Consider the following 17,579-nt stretch of genomic DNA (forward strand, 5'->3'; position numbering starts at 1 on the left):
AGGTGCTCGGCACATCCCTCCACTGAGGACTCCAGCGCATCGACGCCCCGTGGCTTGTCGTTTTGACAGGGGGTAAAGGCGACACCACCCTGAGTGGGCGCAAAAGCCATCGTCAGGTGTGCTCTCCGGCAGGACCGAATCGCCGTCCGCGGTGGCGGCGAGACACGAGGGAATGCCGGACGGGCAAGCCATCCGCGCACATCGACCCGCAAGCAGTGCCCGGGACTTGCCCGGAGGAGGTTGCATGCCCTTCCTGAAAGTGTTCAACCAGGTCTTCAGCGTGTGGGCAACGATCGCCGGGATCGTCTTCGCCCTGGTCACCGTCACCCTGCTCGTGGCGATCATCCGCAACCGGGCGAATCGGCGTGCGAATCCGCCGTTTCGGGCGTCGAAGAACAACCCCCTGGAAGTGGGCTACGTCGTGGTGCTCGCCGGGATCGCCGCCGCCCTGTTCTACGGCAGCTTCCAGGCGAACTCCGCCCTCAACCACGGCAAGGGCCTCGCGGCCGAGACGACCACTCCCGCCGCGCACATCGACGTCACCGCTTACCGCTGGTGCTGGGAGTTCTCCTACCAGGAAGCGCCGGTGACCGTGACCGGCACCTGCACGGCCCGCGACTTCCCCACCGTGGTGGTACCGGCCGGTCGGCCGGTGGAGTTCAACATCACCTCGGAGGACGTGGTGCACGCGTTCTGGCTGCCCGACTTCGCCGTCAAACGTGATGCCTTTCCGGACCACGTGAACACGCTGCGGATGGTCTTCCCCGAGGAAGGTCGGTGGCGGGGACGCTGCTCCGAGTACTGCGGGACCCACCACGTCACCATGGACTTCTACGTGCGCGCGGTCTCCCCGGCCGAGTACCAGCAGTACCTGCAAAACGGCGGGGCGGCGGTATGACGACGACGGCGGGCCGATCCGCGCCCACCGAGCCCCGCCCCGGCGGTAAGGCGGGCTCGATCGTCGGCTGGCTGGCCAGCACCGATCACAAGCGGATCGGGCTGCTGACCCTGGGGACCTCGCTCGTGCTCATGCTGGTGGCCGGTGGTCTCGCGCTGGCCATGCGCGCCCAGCTCGCCCAGCCCCAGCTGGAGATACTGACCAACGACCGCTACAACCAGTTCTTCACCATCCACGGCTCGATGATGATCTACCTGGTCGTGACACCGTTCGCGATCGGAGCCGGGCTGTATCTCGTCCCCTTGCAGATCGGCGCCCCGAACGTCGCCGCGCCCCGGATGACCATGCTCTCCTACTGGCTCTACCTCACCGGTGCGGTGGTCATGCTCTCGGGATTCTCCGCCGACACCGGGGCCGCCGACCACGGCTGGTACGCCTACCCGCCGCTGGCCAGCAGCCGCTACACACCCGGGCAGGGAGTGACCCTGTGGATCGTCGGAGTGGCCCTGGCCAGCCTGGGCATCCTGCTGATGGCAGGCGCCGTGCTGTGGACGGTGCTGCTCAAGCGCGCCCGGAACATGACCATGCTGCGGATGCCGGTGTTCAGCTGGTCGATCGTGGCCACGAACCTGATGGTGATCGGGGCGTTCCCGACACTGCTCGTCGCGGTGGGGATCCTCGGGGCGGGCCGGGTGTACCCGGATCTGTTCACCGAGAACGTGTGGAACATCGGCTACCAGCATCTCTTCTGGTTCTTCGGGCACCCCGTGGTCTACGTGATGTTCTTTCCGTTCGTCGGTGCGGTGGCCGAAGTGCTGGCCACGTTCGCGAGCCGCCGGTTCTTCGGCTACAAGTTCCTCGTGCTGTCGCTGCTGCTGTTCTCGGCACTGTCGATGAGCGTGTGGGGCCACCACATGTTCACCACCGGCCAAGCGGCGAGCAACTACTACTCGCTGACCTCGATCCTGCTGGTGGTCCCGGCGGGCATCGAGTACTTCGACATGCTCGCCACGGTCGTCGGTGGACGGCTGCGGTTTCCCACGCCGATGCTGTTCGCGCTGGCGTTCCTTCCGCAGTTCCTCATCGGCGGCCTGACCGGCATCATGGTCGGCACCCCGGCGCTGGACTACCAGATGCAGGACAGCTACTTCCTCGTGGGGCACTGGCACTACACGCTCGCAGCGGGCAGCCTGTTCGGGCTGTTCGCCGGTGTGTACTTCTGGTTCCCCAAGGTCAGCGGCCGGCTGCTGCGCGAGGGACTGGGCAAGGCGCACTTCTGGTTGTGGATCGCAGGGACGAACCTGACGTTCCTGCCGATGTTCTGGCTCGGGCTGGAAGGCATGCCGCGACGAATCCCCAGCTACCTACCGCGGGACGGGTTCACCACCGAGAACCTCATCGCGAGCGCCGGTGCGGGCCTGCTGGGGGTGGGTGCGCTGGTGTTCCTGGCCAACGTCGTGGTCTCGCTGCGGCGCCCGCACCACGCCCCACCGGATCCCTGGCAGGGGCACACCCTGGAGTGGGCCACCTCCTCGCCGCCGCCGACGTTCAACTTCAGCGAGCGCTACCCGATTCCGCCGGTGCACAGCTATGCCCCGCTGCTCGACCTGCGGGAGCAGGAGCAATCGACCCGGTCGGGGGTGGGATGAAGCCGTCACACGCCGTCGTCGGCGGGTGGGCAGCGGGCAACCTCGTGCTCGCCCTGATCCTCCTGTTCGCATTCCGGCCCGAGGGGTTCCTGGAGCAGCTGCTCTACATCTGGTCGAGCGCCCTCGTCGCGGGATTCGGGGTGGTCGTCCTGCTGGTGACGCGGTCGGGACGGGTCGGTGTGCAGCAGCGGCAGCCGAGACGCGCCACCGCCGGGGTATTCGCCGCGCTCGGGATAGCGGTGGGGCTGACCGGTTTCGCCTACGGCTGGTGGCTGTCGGTGATCGCGTTCTACCCGCTGGTGCTGGCGGTGTGGCTGCTGCGTGGCGAACGGCTGCACCGCCGAGCGCGCCCGTGGCCCGCCGCGCTCGGCGACACCGAGCCCGCGGGCCCGCCGCGCTTCGTGCATCAGGGCGCCTCCCTCGGCGCCACGACATCGGTACCCGCGGAGCACGCCGCGCACGGACCGCCCCGGCCTCCACCCCCGCGACCGTCGCATCGACTGCGCAAGGCCGCCTTGCTGATCGCCGGAGCGCGTGCAGCCGGGAAAATGCTGAGGAGGCGCAGGCGATGAGCGCGCACATGGTGCACATGGCGATGATGGGGTTGCTCGTCTCGGTCGCCGCGCCGACGCTGCTGCTCGTGCTCGCCCGCATCGCCCCGCGACTGGACCGCTGGACCGTGCCCGCCGCGGTGGTTCTGCCCGGCTTCGTCCTCCTGCATGCGGCCGTCACCGTCTGGGATCACAGCGCTCGACTTCCTCCCCTGCTCGACGCGGCAATGCCGGTCGCGATGCTCGGCGGAGCAGTGCTGTTCTGGGCGCCGGTTCTGGGAGCCCGGCATCGGCTGCCGGACACCGGTCGCACGTTGTACCTGTACACCGCCATGCCGCTGCTGGATCTGGCCGGAGTCTGGCTCGTCGTCGTCGGCGACAGCGCAGGCGGACTGTCCATGATCGCCGGGATGCTGCCGCTGGGAGTGATCGCTGTGGTCGTCACCTGGAACTGGATCCACCGCGAGGAGCGGCGTGCCGTGGCCGAGGAGCCTGCCCACAGCGCTGACGGGCCCGCCTATGACACGGCCGCGCTGTCCGCAGTGGAAGGAGGGACGAGCATGGGCGTGCACACTCGGACCGAGTTCCCGCCGCGGGAGGGCCGAGCCCGGGGAGGACGAGGGCGGGAGGCCCGAAGTCGGGACCACCGGCACCGGGAGCACCGGCTGCAGGACCACCGGCACCGGGACCGGACATGGTGAGGCGCACCGGCGGCCTCAAGCGGGCCATCGCCAATCGCATCGCCGAGGGACTCGACCAGCGCTACCAACTGTCCGGGGCGCTGCGCAAGGAGTCCTCGCACGTCTTCCCCAAGCACCACTCGTTCCTGTGGGGCGAGTTGGCGCTGTACTCCTTCGTGGTGCTGGTGCTGTCCGGGACCTTCCTGGCGCTGTTCTTCGTCCCGGACACCAGCGAGGTCGTCTACACCGGCCCGTACGAACCCTTGCGGGGCCTGCACGCCTCCCGGGCCTACCAGTCGGCGCTCAAGATCTCCTTCGAGGTGCGCGGCGGCTTGTTCATCCGCCAACTGCACCACTGGGCCGCGCTGGTGTTCGTCGCGACGATCGTGCTGCACATGGCCCGCAACTTCTTCACCGGCGCTTTCCGCAAGCCACGCGAGTTCACCTGGCTCACCGGCGTGGCACTGCTCATGATCTCGCTCGTGGAGGGCTACACCGGCTACTCCATGCTCGACGACCTGCTGTCCGGCATCGGCGTGCGGATCATCTCCGGGTTGCTGCTGTCCGTACCGGTCGTCGGCACGTGGCTGCACTGGCTCGTCTTCGGCGGCGAGTTCGAGGGCGATATCTGGATCTCCCGATTCTTCGTCGGCCACGTGTTCCTGCTGCCCGGCCTCCTGTTCGCGCTGATCGCGGTGCACCTGGCGCTGGTGTGGTATCAGAAGCACACCCAGTTCCCCGGGCCGGGCGCGCGCGAATCCAACGTCGTGGGCGATCGCACCGCACCCGGCTTCGGCGGCCGAACCCTGGCGAACGGGATCTGCGTCCTCGGTGTGCTCGCGCTGCTGGGCGCGTTCTTCCAGATCAACCCGATCTTCCTCTGGGGTCCGTACACCCCGGCCCAAATCTCCACCGGCGTGCAGCCGGACTGGTACATCGCTTTCTTCATCGGCGCCCTGCGGCTGTTCCCGCCCTGGAGCATCCATCTGGGGCCGTACACCATCCCGGCGCCGTTCTGGCCGGGCCTCGTACTGCCACTGCTGATGTTCCTGCTCCTGGCCATCCACCCGTTCTACGAGCAGTGGTCCACCAAGGACCGCCGCAGGCACCACCTCCTCCAGCGGCCGCGGGACAATCCGGTCCGCACCGGCCTGGGCGCGATGGCACTCACCTTCTACCTGGTGCTGTTCATCGCCGGGGGCGACGACATCCACGCGATCGCGTTCAACATCCCCTTCGAGTGGTTCGTGTGGGGCGGGCGGATCGGCCTGCTCCTGCTGCCGCCGCTCGCCTACGTCATCACCCACCGGATCTGCCGCGGGCTGCAGCGCGCCGACCGGGACACGCTCGAACGCGGCATCCGCACCGGCCTGCTGCGGGAGCGCCGGGACGGGGTGTTCGTCGAGGTGCGCCAGCCGCCGGGCGGGGTGGACCACGAGGATCGCCCCGTGCCCATGGAATACGGCGGAGCCCGGGTCGACCGGGGCGTCGCGGCGCGTGCGGAAGGCGACGAGCGTCCCGAGTGAACCGCCTCGGTGGGGCGGACGTGTTGCCGGAAACTTCCGCCCCTGCGCGCTCGGATGCTCGATCGGCCATGCATAGCGTGAGTGCCTGCGGGTACATAACCGGGTATGCCGAGACACCGGACAGACGTGGACGGCCTGCGCCGAGCGGCCCGCCCGCGCACCACGGCGCTGGCCGTCACGCTGATTGGTCTGGTGGTCCTGGTCACCGGTTGCGGTTCCGGACAGCTCGGCAGGCGGCACCTGCAGCGGATCGGCAGCGGCTCCGAAGGCCAGGTGGGCAGCATGCTGGTCCGCGACGCCACGTTCGCCTATGACCACCCGATCGAAGGTAACGCCGTCTACCAACCGGGTGAGTCGGTCGCTGTGCGGGCGACCATCGTCAACGAGGGCAGCACCACGGATCGGCTGGTGTCGGTGAGCAGTCCGATCGCCGATGAGGGCCTTGTCCGCGGAGAGCACACCATCCCCGGCGGACATACCCTCACGGCCGGCTACACCGAGCCCGTCGCCTCGATCACACTGCCCAACACGACCTCGATCGACCTGCGGCTGCTCGGCCTGAACACGGCACTCCGATCCGGCCCCACCTACCCCGTCGTCTTCACTTTCGCCCGTGCCGGTGAGATCCGCATCGAGTTGCGGGTGGACAACCCGGACGTGCCCGGTGAGTACTGCCCGCTGCCGCCGAACGGGAAGGCGCCGAAGGTGCTCACCGCTCCGCCCGGCCGCGGCCCGATACCACCCAGGAATCCCCTGCCGGACTGCGCCGCCATTCCCACGAGCATCCCCACGGTTCAGCTGCTCGACGTCGAGGGCCCGCTGCTCCGGCCCACCTGGGCCACCGAGCACGATGTGCTGCTCGGCTTCATCGAGAAGGACGGCCGGCGGCTGGTCCGGGTGGACCCCGAGACCGGCGAGACCCTCCGCGCGCGCGAGCTCGAGAATGCCGGGGAGGACTTCGGACTGATCCCGCAACCCGACGAGCGAGTGGCCCTGCCGCTGACCGAGCCCGGCCGAGTTGCCCTGCTCGACACCGAGTCCCTGGTGGAGGTCGGCGGCATCGATGCGGTCCCGGCCCCGTCTCGGGTGACGGTGGACGAGCTTTCGAAGACGCTGTTCGTCCTCTCCGAGGACGGTTCGACGGTGACCGGTGTGGACTACGAGCGGCAAGAAGTGCTGTTCCGGCAAGAGGTGCAGGCAGGGCCGGAGGCAGTGGTGGCTCCGGGCAACGACACCGAACCCTCGTTCTGGCTGGTCACTCCGGAGGGCTTCACCTATTTCCACGGGGAGCAACCGGAACCGATGGGCACGCTGCGGGTCCCGCTGAGCCACAAGACCTTCAGCTCGGACGACACCGTGCCGAAGAGCGCTTACTTCGCCGAGGAAGGCTCCAGCCGAGTGCAGCTCGTGGAGGGGGACTCGCGAGGCGGATTGGAGGTCGTGGAAAGCAACGACTTCGGCGAGACGATCGAGCACGTCGAGGCCGAGCCCGAAGAGGAGCACCGCGTGTACGCGGTGACCGCCACGAAACTGATCAGCATGCGGTACGATTCCCTCGAGGTCATCACCACGACCGAGTACCGCAGCACGCTCGAACGGGCCGGCCTCGGCCATGCCCGGATCTCGGATCTCACCGTCGGGGACGACTATCTGTATCTGGCGGTGGAGGGCGAGCCGTACGTGCTGAAGATCAGGAAGGAAGAGTCGCTGACCGAATGAGGACCTCGACGCTTCCTCGGTCTCCTCGTGGCGACCCTCTCCCGCACCGGCCGACCAGTCAGCGGCGGCTCGTGGACAACGGCTCGACACTGGCCTCGTACAGGTAGGCCTCGGTCGCGTATTTCGCGTAGAGACCCCGTTGGATATAGGGAACCTGCTCCGACGGAAACGAGTAGTGGAGCTGCCCGGCGGTCCCGGTGACTCGAACCACTCGCCCCTCCTCGATCTCGACCGGCCTGCTGGTCACCACCAGCAGCGTGTCGTCTCCGAAGTCTCCGCCGGAGAGTTCGAACGATTGCGGCCCGCGCACCTCGGACACCGCCGCGCTGATCGTGACGGTGCGCCCGAGGTAATTCCCCTGGTAGAAGTACTGCTCCTGCTGGAGCTCTTCGACGGTGACGCCCCGCTGCGGCCCGGCGGTGTCGCCGCCTCCGCAACCGGCCACCACCGGCACGAAGACCAGCGCGCCGAGCACGGTCAGCCTGCCGACCCTGCGTGTCATGGATTCCGCCCGAGCTCCCATGGCCCGGGGCTACCCCGATGGTCTCCCGGCTAACAAGAGGCCCGGTTGATCCACCCGCCCTCGAGGAGGCGACGGAATTCCTGTGCAGGCAGTGGGTGGGAAAACGGCCATCCCCGGTAGGAGTAGTCGACCCGAGGCCCCCGAGCAGCCGGGACTGGGTGGCGGTCTCCACTCCTTCGACGATGCAGCTGCGTCCCATCGCGCGGCTCATGTCCACCACGGTCCGGGCGAGCGCGCGGTTGGTATCGCTGTCGCCATCGGGCACGAACGAGCGGTCCAGCTTGAGGATCTGCACGGGAAGGTCCTTCAGGCGGGCCGGCGAGGAGCAGCCCGTGCTGAAGTCGTCAATGGCGAACCACACGCCACGCCCTGCCAGCTCGACCATGATCCGCCGGCTCCGGGCGGGCAGGTTCACCAGGGAGGTTTCGGTCACCTCGAGAACCACACGGTGCGGTTCGATGCCGGACTCGGCGATCTTCCTCCTGCACCGAGGGCGAGCTGCGTATCTCGCAGCGGACAGGCCGACCGTCCTGAGCGGGTCAACCTACGCTGGTGCCCCGGCGGCCAACTCGCCCGGCAGACCCGCCGTGCTGTTCGTGCGGCTGCTGCTCATGCGGCCGGAGCAGGTCCGCGGCGGTCATGCCCAGCATGTCCTGACGCAGGTGGCCCAGCAGACCGCACAGCGCGTCGTTGCATCGAGCAGGCTCGGATTCATCGAGGAGACCGATCCCGATCGGCGCGAGATCGAAGAGGTCGGTGAACAGCCGACCCGCTCGCGACTGCCGGGCCGTGGTCGCTATGCACCTTCCCGAAACGACATGTTCCTCCGGATCTCCGGTGGGCTTGGCGGCTGCCTGCTCAACCGACACGTTCTCGTGATTTACCGGCGTCGACCCCCGTTCAACGATCGGTCACGACCACCGCTGCACCACGGCCAACGGGGAAACCGGGATCCGGCCTCCCCGTTGGTGGCCTCGAAAGCTCACCGGTTCTCATGATCCCACCCGGTGGGCTCCGCAGCTGTGGCAGATCAGCCGGGAGCTCAGGCCTCGGACAGTGCCGTTGTCCAGCTCCTGAGCATGCAGGGCATGGTGTCCGCAGACCTGGCAGGCCAACGTGGACAGAGTGGCGGGTACGGAGTCGGTCACCGGCTGGGGGCCGGAATGTTCGTGCGAGTCGGGGTTCATCAGCAGCTCCTGGCTCGTCCGCTCCAGCGATGAGGGAGAGCCGCCCGACAGGCCCCACCGTCGTGGCCACCGGCACGGGACCCCACCGGCACGGGACCTGGAAAAAGCCGATAGGCGGCACCCTCACCAGGGCAATGCCGGCTCCTTGCTCAACCAGCCACCGCATACCCTAGAAGAGAAAGACCGGTCTGTCTAATCGGAGTGTGCCTCGACCGCGCCCGAGCGTGAGGTAATTCCACAACCGGTCCCGTATCCTGCGGCGCCGGGTTACAGTGAGGAAATATGTCCACAGCCACCGAATCCCCGCCGCGCGCCGGGCCGCGAAAGCGCATCCTGGATGCCGCCTACGCGTTGTTCGCCCGGCGCGGGATCGGTGCCGTCGGCATCGACGAGATCATCTCCCGTTCCGGGGTGGCCAAGGCCACCCTGTATCGCCACTTTCCGAGCAAGACCGACCTGGTGCTTGCTTTTCTGGCCGAACGCGAGCAGCGCTGGACCGTAGGTGTGGTCCGGGACGAGATCTCCCGGCGAGCAGCGGACCCCGAGGAACAACTGCTGGCCATCTTCGACGTGTTCGACGAGTGGTTCGGCCGTACCGACTTCGAGGGTTGCTCGTTCATCAACGTGCTCCTGGAAATGCACTGCCACGGCCCCGAACACCCGCTGACCCACGCCAGCGCCCAGTACCTGGACAACATCCGCACTCTCGTGCGTGGCCTGGGCGACAGAGCCGGCCTGCATGACCCGGACTCCTTCGCCCACTCCTGGCACATCCTCATGAAGGGCTCCATCGTCGCCGCTGCCGAAGGCGACAGCCACGCCGCCCGGCGCGCGCAGGCCATGGGTCGCTACCTCATCGACCAGCACCGCGCCGCCACCTCGTAGGAGCAGGCGCCTCGGACGCTGGCCGGTAGCCGTGCGGAGGGGCCGAAGTTTTTCGGCGAAACTTCCACCCTCGTCAAGGTCGACCGGAGGCACTCCAGGTCTCCACCTTCTCGTCCAGCAGCACATAGGCCCGGTGGGACGCGTCGAGCAATTCCTCGGTGGGCAACTTCGAATCCCGCACCTCGCCCTCGGCGACGTCGTATGCCTCGTGCAGTTCGATCAGGGCTCGGCGGAGCCGATTCGGCTGCACCGGATCCGCGGTGCTGAGCTCGTGCACCCGCGCGAGCGCACGGTGCACCCGCGACAGCCACGCCCGATTGGGCAGGAACCATGCCACGCCCACGGCGATCGCAGCGCCGAGCAACGTCGCCCACAGACGGTTCGAGGCCAGCTCACCGGGACCGGCCGGCGATGCCAGCGCGCTCACCAGCAAGGCGACCGGTGTCGCGAAGGCCAGGCCGACGGCATAGTTGGCCAGCACGGTCATCTCCGCACCCCACTGCAGCACGGCCAACAGGATGATGATCACCCACGGAGCGGGATGGGCCGTCAACAGGGCGAGCCCGATGAGCACGCCGAACACCGTCCCCGCCACGCGCTGGACCATCCGCGAAACCGAACTCGACGTGCTGGTCGCCTGCAGGACCGACACCGCCGACACCGCCGCCCAGTAGGCATGCCCGATGCCGAGCAGGTTGGCCACCGTTCCCGCGATGAGGGCCGCCACGCCCACTCGGATCGCGTACGGCAACAGCCAGGTCCCGGCGTGTCGATCGGGGCGCAGCGCCGCGCGCATGACCTCGCCGATCACCCGCCACCGCGACACCGGTGCAGGGAGTACAGCCGGCTTCGACTCTCCCTCGGACATGAGGCCGGGAAAACCATACCCACGACGAATCCCGGTGGCGGCGGCACGAACGTCCTCAGCGGCCACCTCCGTGGTGTCGGTGGGCATCAGCAGCGCTTCGCAGGCCTCGGTCGCACGGACGAGGTCGAGGTGAGCCGGTGTTTCCCGATGCCGCCACCCCACCAGTGCGACGCTGTTCCACGCCGTTTCCACCGCGACCGCCGCACGGTGCCGGGTCGCCAGGTTCGGCCGTGCCGCCAGGTGCGCTGCGGTCGCCTCGAGCGCGGCGGCCACGGCCCTGCGCTGCGGCCCCAGCCCGCTGACCACGGCCCCCGCGATGCTCACGGCCCAGGCGAATGCGGCGCTGATCGCGGTCATCGCGATGTGCGGGCCCAGATCCGAGTGCGTGAGTGCCAGATGTGCACAGGCGCCGGTCGCGAACGCGAAGATCAGTCCTCCGGGGGCGCCGAGCCGCACGGCGGTGCCTGCCGCAGTGGCCACGGCTCCCACGACCGCCGTCGCCAGCAGCGCCAGCGGCTCGTGCCACATCTGCCCGCCTGCGAACACCGCGATCACGTCGCCCATCGCGACGGCGAGCACCATCGCAACGGCCACCACCGCCAGGGTGCGGGCCTGCTGCCGATACGGCTCGCTGCGAGCGTAGACGCTGGTCAGTGCCCCGAACACCGCACCGGCCACCAGGTCCAGCCGGTCCACCTGGAGCAGGACCAGCAGGGGGACCAACATGGACAGGAATGCCCTGGCGGCGGGCCATGCGAACGGCCCGCCCCTGCGTACACGGAACGCATCCGGCAGATTTCGAGTCAGCACTGTAGTGGGCACGTTCTCTCATCCTACACAGTTATTTCACTAGTAAAATGGAAGTGAGATGAAACGAACACCAGACCTGATCGAAACCGCCCGGTCGCAGTGGCAGGAAGCCCGGCCCGACCTGGACACCACCAGCATCGATGTGATCGGGCGAATCCTGCGCGCCGCAGTCGTTCTCCGACAACGCCTGGACGCGGCATTCGCCGACGAAGGCCTCAACCGTGCCGAGTTCGACCTGCTTTGCGCGCTTCGCCGGACCGGGGCCCCCGTGACTCCGGGACGGCTCAGCGAGCTGACCGTGTCCTCGGGAGCGGCGACAACCAAGCGCGTTCACCAGCTCACCGAGCGCGGTCTGCTGGAACGCACCACCGATGAGCGCGACCGGCGCAGCGCGCGCATCCTGCTCACCGAGCACGGCCGAGAAGTGATCGACCGTGCCTTCACCCGCAACATCGAAGCCGAAAAGCACCTGCTCTCGGCGCTGAGTTCGCGCAGACGCGAGTCCCTTGCCGGGGGCCTGGCCGACCTCCTGCGCACGCTGGAAGGTTCGTCGGACCCGGCGAGCCTGACCGCCGGAGTCCGCGACGATCCGACCACCGACGAGGGGTGATCGATCGCCGGGGGTGGGCCGGAGGAGCCCCGGTTCCGGGAAAAACCGGGACCCCGCACCCGGTCTCACGGGTGGATTCCTACCCGATCAGCTGCTCGCGCAGGGTCTTCTTGGAGAACTTGCCGGTGCTGGTCTTGGGCAACTCCGGCACGAACCGGACCTCGTCCGGCAGCCACCACTTGGCGACCCGGTCGCGCAGGTGCTCCACAAGCTCGTCCTCGGTGAGCTGTTCCCCCTCGGTGACGACGACGCAGGCAAGCGGGCGCTCCGTCCACCGTGGATCGGGTTTGGCGATCACGGCGGCCTCGGTCACTCGGGGATGCGCCATGATGTGGTTCTCCAGTTCCACCGACGAGATCCACTCACCGCCGGACTTCACCAGGTCCTTGGTGCGGTCGACGAGTCGCACGAACCCGTGTTCGTCGATCGTGGCCACGTCCCCGGTGCGCAGCCAGCCATCGGCCGTGAACGCGTCGGTGCCGACACCGTCGCCGTAGTAGGCCGAGGCGATCCACGGTCCCGCCGCCTGCAGCTCGCCCGCGGACACGCCGTCCCAGGGCTGCTCGGTTTCGGCATCCATGTCCACGATGCGCAGATCCACCAGCGGGACCGCCTGCCCCTGGGTCGCACGGACCTCGGCCAGACCCTCGGCGTCGAGGTCGTCGTGGTGGCTGCGCGGGGTCGCGGCCGAGGCCAGTGGGCTCGTCTCGGTCATTCCCCACGCCTGGGTGATCGGAATACCGATCGCTTCGCGCCATCCTTCCGACAGCGCCCTCGGAATGGCCGAACCACCGCCGACCACCGTCCGCAGGCTCGACAGGTCGTGCTCACCCAGCAGCGGCAGCATCCCCATCCAGATGGTCGGCACGCCCGCCGTGACCGTCACGCGGTGCCGCTCGATCGCGCCGACCAGTGCCTCGGGCTTCATCGCGGGACCGGGAAAGACCAGGTCCGAGCCTGCGAACACCGCGGCATACGGCAATCCCCAGGCATTGACGTGGAACATCGGAACCACCGGCAGCAACGTGTCGCGCTCGCTCAGTCCGAGCGAGTCGGCGGTGAGGCTGACCAGCGAATGCAGCACGGTCGAGCGGTGCGAGTAGACCACGCCCTTCGGGTTGCCGGTCGTGCCCGAGGTGTAGCACATGGCGGCGGCCGCGTTCTCGTCGTCGACCCGGAAATCACCTTCGTGCGGTGCGGCCTGCGCCAGCAAGTGCTCGTAATCGTGCACGCGCGGATCGTCCGGGAGATCGGCGTCCGCACCATCGTCGATCACCACGAAGTGCCGCACGGTGGAAAGCTTGTCGGCCAGCGGCCACAGGACGGGCAACAGCGAGCGGTCGACGAACACGATGTCGTCCTCGGCGTGCTCGGCGATGTAGCTGATCTGTTCCGGGAACAGCCGGATGTTCAGGGTGTGCAACACGCGGCCGGTGCACGGTACGGCGAAATACAGTTCGAGGTGGCGCTGGGTGTTCCAGCCGAAGGTTCCCACCCGCGCGTCCGCCGGAGCCTCCAGAGTCTCCAGCACGGTCGCCAACCGGCGGACCCTCGTGGCCCACTCCGCGTAGGTCGCCGTGCTTTCACTTCCGTCGGCGGTGGCCGTGACCATGGTCTTGTTGCCGAAGTGGCGTTCTGCTCGGTGAAAAAGATGCGGCAGGGTCAGTGGTCGATCCTGCATCAAACCGTGCATGCTGTGTTCTCCCTTGTCGCCGAGCGCACATGCGGGGCGTGGTCTTGAGAGCCCGCGCCCCGTTCACAGGGTCGGCCCTGTTCGTGCAACGGGATGACTGCGCTTTCCCCCGTCGGAGTGAAAATTACCGACTGGTGGCCTTTCTCACAATCCGAGTTGCCCGAGTCGGACGGTCGATCCGCGACCTCCTCGGCGGAGCCAGGTTCCGTCTGGTGAATCATGTGCGGTGGGGTCGGTCAATTTCGCGAGAAATTGACCAACCCCACCCAGAGGCAAGATCAGCCGGACACGCCACTACCGGACACACCACTAGAAGTCCCCGGCCGACTCGTGCGCCTGTTGACCTGCGGGCCGCAACCGCTGCAGGTGCATACGCCTGCTGAGACGGATGACCGGGCGAATCGCCAGTTCGATACTGCCCACGAGGAACAGCCATGTTCCCGCCGTGGTCGTCGACTCGAAGAAGAACAGAGCGCTGCCCACCGTGAACCACAGGGCGATCAGGATGTCGTTGCCGATGCTGAGCACCTCGTAGCGCCTGCGAATCAGCAACTCCTCATGACCGATCCGCAGTACCAGCGGCGTGGAACCAGCATGATCACTCATGCCACCAGTGTTCCCCGAGGAAGGACAGCACGCACTCCCGCCTTTCGGTGGCAAGCAATCACTGCCGCCCCAGCACGGACCGCATCAGTGCCAGCAACCGTCGAGCCGAGGACGCCCAGGTGAAACCGGCCGCCTGCGTGCGCGCCGCGGAGACCAGCCGGGCGCGGTGCTCCGGTTCCTCCAGTCTCCGCACCGCGGCTGCGAAATCCTCGGCGGAATCCGGGGCGAAGAACTCGGCGTGTCCACCGGTGACCTCCCGGAAGATGGTCAGGTCACTGCACACCACCGGGGTTTGCGCATTCATCGCCTCGATGACGGGCAGTCCGAATCCCTCGTCCCTGGATGCGGTGACCAGCGCCGCCGAATTCGCGAGCAGCCCGCGGTATTCGTCGTCACCGACACCGCGCCGGAAAACCACGTCGGCACCGGGAGGAACGGAGTCGGCCAACTCCGCTTCCCGGGCCGGGTCGATGCGGCTCAGCAAATGCAGTCGGTACTCGGGCAGTGCCGCCATTCCCGCCAGCAACGTCTCGACGTTCTTGTACGGCATGAACGATCCCATGTACACCAGGTCGCGCCGATCGCCCCGCACACCACCGGTGTTCACCTCGCCACTCGTGCTCTCCGCAGGCCCGGTGTCCGCCGCGGAGGAGCCCACCGAGGGAGCATTGGGCACCACGGCGACGGGGCGCCGGGTCAGCCGGTACTCGGCGATGAGGTCCCTGGTGGTCGCACTGACGGTGACGACGGCATCGGCTCGGTTGAGCAACACCCGCTGGGGCCAGAACGCCCGGTGATAAAGACGCCAGATGAGCCGCACCGGAAGCGGCAGGAAACCGGGCGGCTGCGGATGCCGGTAGTAAATCAGGTCATGCAGGGTCAGGATCAGGCGATACCGTCGTCGGAAGCCACCGATGACCTGGAGCGGGCTGAACACGACATCCGCGCCGAGACGGTGCAACCGCCGCGACAACCAAAGTTCCCGTGGTGCGAACGGACTGTTCACGACGACATACGGGACGTCGCCGGGCAGCAGCCTCAACTGTGCCTCGTCGTGGATCAACATCGTCACGGGATGCAGGCGATGCAATGCCTCGATCAAGCTCGCACCGTACCGGCTGATCCCGTCGTGCACATCGGTTCGCGTCCATCGTGCGTCGACGAACACGGTCATCGGCTTTTCGGGCAAGCTGTCCCCTTCGCTACCGCACTCCCCGGCGTTCATGGGGCGACGAGGAACCGCTGAATCGCACGAGCGGCAGCCGCCGGAGTCTCGTAGTGCACCAGATGACCGACCTCGGGAAGCACCACCAGTTCGGCGTCGGCCAGCTCGGCCACCAGCCCGCGCTGCCCGCCCACCGGGGCGATGTCGTCCGTGGCTCCGGCGATCAGCAGGGTGCGCGTGGTGAGCGCCGCGGCATAGTCGGCGACGGTGTGCGTCACCGAGGCCTCGTAGGTCTCGGCGAGCAATGCCGGGCTGTGGAAACGACTGAAGTAGCGCAGATGGCTGTCGTGCACGAATCGGCGCAGCTGTTTGTCCCGGGTACGTACCATGGCTCTGCTCGCGGCGAGCACGATCATCCTGTTCGACAGCAGTGCCCGGCCGAGCCGTGTGGGCAGTGCCCTGCCGAGCCGGTAGTACACGGAGGTCAGCAGGGACAACACCGCACGTGGCCCGCGCAACGCGGGCGTCGAGATCGGATTGACCAGAATGAGCCGGTGTACCAGCTCGGGCGCCGCGGAGGCGACGTGCGCCGCGATGAGCGACCCGAACGAATGCCCCAGCAACAACACCGGCCGGGCACGCCCGCCGAGCCGCTCCACCAGTTCGATCACGAGGCGGGCATATCCCTCGATGTCGTGGCGCCGCCCCCACATCGGCCCCGAGTCGCCGAACCCGGGCAGATCCGGCACCACGACGGCGCGAGAGGAGAAGTGCTCGGCGATGGGCTCCAGACCATGGTGGGTGCCGCGCAGGCCGTGGATCATGACGAGAGGTACCTCGTCGGCGGAGTGCTGCGCGGCGGGGTCGGCACCGTGGATCCAGTAGTGCAGGTCGCTGCCGCCGATCCGCACCGTGTGCTCGACCGGACCGGGACTCGGTTCCGCAATGCTCATGGCTGCCACTCAGCTCGCGAGGCCGGTTCGCACCGCGATCGGCTCCGGGACTTCCTCGGCGTCGAGCACGTGCCGATAGATCCGTTCGAACCTCGCCAGGATCGCGTCGATGTCGTGCTGGGACACCAGTTCCTGGCTCGCCGCCCCCATCCGATCGATGGTGGAGCGGTCGCCGATGACCCTGTCGATCGCCTTGACCAGAGCGTGTACGTCCCGAGGTGGGTACAGCCAGCCGTTGCGTCCCGGCCGTACCAAGTGCGGTAGTGCCATGGCGTTGGCGAGCACCACGGGAGTACCGGCCGACATCGCCTCCATGGTGGCCAGGCTCTGCAACTCGGCCACACTCGGCATGCAGAACAGATCGGCGCGAGCATAGGCATCGAGCAGCTCGTCGTCGCCGACGAAGCCGAAGAAATGGACCCGATCGGCGATGCCGAGTTCGGCGGCAAGCTGTTCGAAGTACTCCCGGCGAGCACCGTCACCCACGATCTCCAGCCTCGTCGGTACCTGCGTATGCAGCAACGACATGGCCCGCAGCAGGTCCTCGATGTGCTTTTCCTCGTCGAGCCGCCCGACGAACAGCACGGTGCGAGTGTCCGGATCCGGGTTGCTTCTGCGGAAGGCAGCCGCCCGCCGCCGATATCGGCCGACGTCGATCCCGCAGGAGACCGGCATCGCCTGGTGGGCGAAACCGTTGTCCCGCAGCAACTGCACGGCGCGCGGTGTCGGCGCGGTCACCAGCTGCGCCTTACCGTAGTGCTTGATCAGCTGACGCCACAGCAACCGCGCGGCGGCGGTCTGTAGCTTCCGCGGAACCCGGATGTATCCGAAGATGTTCTCCGGCATGAAGTGGTTGGTCGCCACCAGGCCGATGCCGCGCTGTCGAGCGGCATTGATGAGGCCCCGCCCGATGAAGAAGTGCGACTGCGCGTGCACCACATCGGGCCGGATCTCGTCGAGCAGCCGCTTGGCGGCCGCGGAAGCACGCCAGGGCGTGCAGACCCGGATCGTGGGATGCACCGGAGTCGCGTGGGTCCCGACACGGTGCACCGTGACCCCCTCTTCGACCGTGGTGCTGGAGTGCCGGTCGGTCGAGTGGCAGATCACGTGCACATCGTGCCCCCGACCGGCCAACCCCGTGGCCAGCCGGTGTCCGAAGTTCGCCGCACCGTTGACGTCGGGCGGATAGGTAACCGCACCGACCACGATCCGCAGTGGCCGTCGGGTGAGCGGTTGGGAAGTCAAGTGGTACTCCT

17 protein-coding genes and 1 pseudogene are annotated in these 17,579 nt (G+C 67.8%); 9 read left to right on the forward strand and 9 right to left on the reverse strand.

Annotated elements, in window-relative coordinates; all coding sequences use genetic code 11:
* The first annotated feature begins 244 nt into the window (after positions 1-244).
* The 6 genes from JOF55_RS08015 (at position 245) to JOF55_RS08040 (ending at position 7,023) form a co-directional block, all read left to right on the forward strand.
* Positions 245-898, forward strand: coding sequence for a cytochrome c oxidase subunit II (locus JOF55_RS08015; RefSeq protein ID WP_310271917.1), 654 nt, complete (start codon positions 245-247; stop codon positions 896-898).
* Entirely contained in the window at positions 895-2,547 is a 1,653-nt protein-coding gene (locus tag JOF55_RS08020) for a cytochrome c oxidase subunit I (RefSeq protein ID WP_310271920.1), read from the forward strand. Before JOF55_RS08015 ends, JOF55_RS08020 begins: the two co-directional genes overlap by 4 nt.
* Positions 2,544-3,119 carry a hypothetical protein gene (locus JOF55_RS08025; protein ID WP_310271923.1) on the forward strand — a complete coding sequence of 192 codons (576 nt, stop codon included), beginning with the start codon at positions 2,544-2,546 and terminating at the stop codon, positions 3,117-3,119. Before JOF55_RS08020 ends, JOF55_RS08025 begins: the two co-directional genes overlap by 4 nt.
* Positions 3,116-3,799: a hypothetical protein gene (locus JOF55_RS08030; protein ID WP_310271926.1), complete on the forward strand. Its 684-nt coding sequence runs from the start codon at positions 3,116-3,118 to the stop codon at positions 3,797-3,799. The genes JOF55_RS08025 and JOF55_RS08030 overlap by 4 nt, the downstream gene beginning before the upstream one ends.
* Positions 3,793-5,304, forward strand: coding sequence for a cytochrome bc1 complex cytochrome b subunit (qcrB, locus tag JOF55_RS08035; RefSeq protein WP_310271929.1), 1,512 nt, complete (start codon positions 3,793-3,795; stop codon positions 5,302-5,304). The genes JOF55_RS08030 and qcrB overlap by 7 nt, the downstream gene beginning before the upstream one ends.
* A 105-nt stretch (positions 5,305-5,409) precedes the next feature.
* Positions 5,410-7,023: a copper chaperone PCu(A)C domain-containing protein gene (locus tag JOF55_RS08040; protein ID WP_310271932.1), complete on the forward strand. Its 1,614-nt coding sequence runs from the start codon at positions 5,410-5,412 to the stop codon at positions 7,021-7,023.
* A gap of 58 nt (positions 7,024-7,081) precedes the next feature.
* Here JOF55_RS08040 and JOF55_RS08045 read toward each other — a convergent pair whose 3' ends face one another.
* A complete protein-coding gene (locus tag JOF55_RS08045) occupies positions 7,082-7,525 on the reverse strand; it encodes a hypothetical protein (RefSeq protein ID WP_310271935.1) in 444 nt (147 codons plus the stop codon).
* Between the two features lie 208 nt (positions 7,526-7,733).
* A pseudogene (locus tag JOF55_RS08050) lies at positions 7,734-7,991 on the reverse strand (EAL domain-containing protein); the annotation flags it as partial.
* Between the two features lie 13 nt (positions 7,992-8,004).
* Between JOF55_RS08050 and JOF55_RS08055 the strand changes: the two are divergent.
* Positions 8,005-8,544 (forward strand): hypothetical protein, encoded by a 540-nt coding sequence (locus tag JOF55_RS08055; RefSeq protein WP_310271939.1) that lies wholly within the window; start codon positions 8,005-8,007, stop codon positions 8,542-8,544.
* Here the strand turns inward: JOF55_RS08055 and JOF55_RS08060 are convergent.
* Positions 8,539-8,733, reverse strand: a complete 195-nt coding sequence (locus JOF55_RS08060; protein ID WP_310271942.1) for a hypothetical protein — start codon at positions 8,731-8,733, stop codon at positions 8,539-8,541. The genes JOF55_RS08055 and JOF55_RS08060 overlap by 6 nt on opposite strands.
* Positions 8,734-9,015: 282 nt before the next feature.
* Between JOF55_RS08060 and JOF55_RS08065 the strand changes: the two genes are divergently transcribed.
* Entirely contained in the window at positions 9,016-9,618 is a 603-nt protein-coding gene (locus tag JOF55_RS08065; RefSeq protein WP_310271945.1) for a TetR/AcrR family transcriptional regulator, read from the forward strand.
* A 73-nt stretch (positions 9,619-9,691) separates the two neighbouring features.
* On the opposite strand, the gene JOF55_RS08070 is transcribed toward JOF55_RS08065, so the two are convergent.
* A complete protein-coding gene (locus JOF55_RS08070) occupies positions 9,692-11,308 on the reverse strand; it encodes an FUSC family protein (RefSeq protein ID WP_310271948.1) in 1,617 nt (538 codons plus the stop codon).
* A gap of 46 nt (positions 11,309-11,354) precedes the next feature.
* Between JOF55_RS08070 and JOF55_RS08075 the strand changes: the two genes are divergently transcribed.
* On the forward strand, positions 11,355-11,906 hold the full coding sequence (locus JOF55_RS08075; RefSeq protein WP_310271951.1) for a MarR family winged helix-turn-helix transcriptional regulator: 552 nt from the start codon (positions 11,355-11,357) through the stop codon (positions 11,904-11,906).
* Between the two features lie 79 nt (positions 11,907-11,985).
* Here JOF55_RS08075 and JOF55_RS08080 read toward each other — a convergent pair whose 3' ends face one another.
* From JOF55_RS08080 to JOF55_RS08100, 5 genes are all read right to left on the reverse strand, one after another.
* Positions 11,986-13,599, reverse strand: coding sequence for a long-chain fatty acid--CoA ligase (locus tag JOF55_RS08080; protein WP_310271954.1), 1,614 nt, complete (start codon positions 13,597-13,599; stop codon positions 11,986-11,988).
* Between the two features lie 309 nt (positions 13,600-13,908).
* Entirely contained in the window at positions 13,909-14,205 is a 297-nt protein-coding gene (locus tag JOF55_RS08085) for a YrhK family protein (protein ID WP_310271957.1), read from the reverse strand.
* A 58-nt stretch (positions 14,206-14,263) separates the two neighbouring features.
* Complete coding sequence (locus JOF55_RS08090) at positions 14,264-15,379, reverse strand: glycosyltransferase family 4 protein (protein WP_374727422.1); 1,116 nt, start codon at positions 15,377-15,379, stop codon at positions 14,264-14,266.
* Between the two features lie 47 nt (positions 15,380-15,426).
* Entirely contained in the window at positions 15,427-16,323 is an 897-nt protein-coding gene (locus tag JOF55_RS08095) for an alpha/beta fold hydrolase (protein WP_310271963.1), read from the reverse strand.
* A gap of 9 nt (positions 16,324-16,332) precedes the next feature.
* Positions 16,333-17,568, reverse strand: coding sequence for a glycosyltransferase (locus tag JOF55_RS08100; RefSeq protein ID WP_310271965.1), 1,236 nt, complete (start codon positions 17,566-17,568; stop codon positions 16,333-16,335).
* Positions 17,569-17,579: the final 11 nt, after the last annotated feature.

The organism is Haloactinomyces albus (genome assembly GCF_031458135.1).
In the GTDB taxonomy this organism is placed as follows: domain Bacteria; phylum Actinomycetota; class Actinomycetes; order Mycobacteriales; family Pseudonocardiaceae; genus Haloactinomyces; species Haloactinomyces albus.

Excerpts from the sequence above, each read along its gene's own strand:
- JOF55_RS08055 (WP_310271939.1), top strand. The coding sequence starts at position 8,005 with ATGCCGGACTCGGCGATCTTCCTCCTGCACCGAGGGCGAGCTGCGTAT.
- JOF55_RS08060 (WP_310271942.1), bottom strand. The coding sequence starts at position 8,733 with ATGAACCCCGACTCGCACGAACATTCCGGCCCCCAGCCGGTGACCGAC.
- JOF55_RS08020 (WP_310271920.1), top strand. The coding sequence starts at position 895 with ATGACGACGACGGCGGGCCGATCCGCGCCCACCGAGCCCCGCCCCGGC.
- JOF55_RS08015 (WP_310271917.1), top strand. The coding sequence starts at position 245 with ATGCCCTTCCTGAAAGTGTTCAACCAGGTCTTCAGCGTGTGGGCAACG.
- JOF55_RS08085 (WP_310271957.1), bottom strand. The coding sequence starts at position 14,205 with ATGAGTGATCATGCTGGTTCCACGCCGCTGGTACTGCGGATCGGTCAT.
- JOF55_RS08045 (WP_310271935.1), bottom strand. The coding sequence starts at position 7,525 with ATGACACGCAGGGTCGGCAGGCTGACCGTGCTCGGCGCGCTGGTCTTC.
- JOF55_RS08040 (WP_310271932.1), top strand. The coding sequence starts at position 5,410 with ATGCCGAGACACCGGACAGACGTGGACGGCCTGCGCCGAGCGGCCCGC.
- JOF55_RS08065 (WP_310271945.1), top strand. The coding sequence starts at position 9,016 with ATGTCCACAGCCACCGAATCCCCGCCGCGCGCCGGGCCGCGAAAGCGC.
- JOF55_RS08095 (WP_310271963.1), bottom strand. The coding sequence starts at position 16,323 with ATGAGCATTGCGGAACCGAGTCCCGGTCCGGTCGAGCACACGGTGCGG.
- qcrB (WP_310271929.1), top strand. The coding sequence starts at position 3,793 with ATGGTGAGGCGCACCGGCGGCCTCAAGCGGGCCATCGCCAATCGCATC.
- JOF55_RS08030 (WP_310271926.1), top strand. The coding sequence starts at position 3,116 with ATGAGCGCGCACATGGTGCACATGGCGATGATGGGGTTGCTCGTCTCG.
- JOF55_RS08080 (WP_310271954.1), bottom strand. The coding sequence starts at position 13,599 with ATGCACGGTTTGATGCAGGATCGACCACTGACCCTGCCGCATCTTTTT.
- JOF55_RS08090 (WP_374727422.1), bottom strand. The coding sequence starts at position 15,379 with ATGACCGTGTTCGTCGACGCACGATGGACGCGAACCGATGTGCACGAC.
- JOF55_RS08075 (WP_310271951.1), top strand. The coding sequence starts at position 11,355 with ATGAAACGAACACCAGACCTGATCGAAACCGCCCGGTCGCAGTGGCAG.
- JOF55_RS08025 (WP_310271923.1), top strand. The coding sequence starts at position 2,544 with ATGAAGCCGTCACACGCCGTCGTCGGCGGGTGGGCAGCGGGCAACCTC.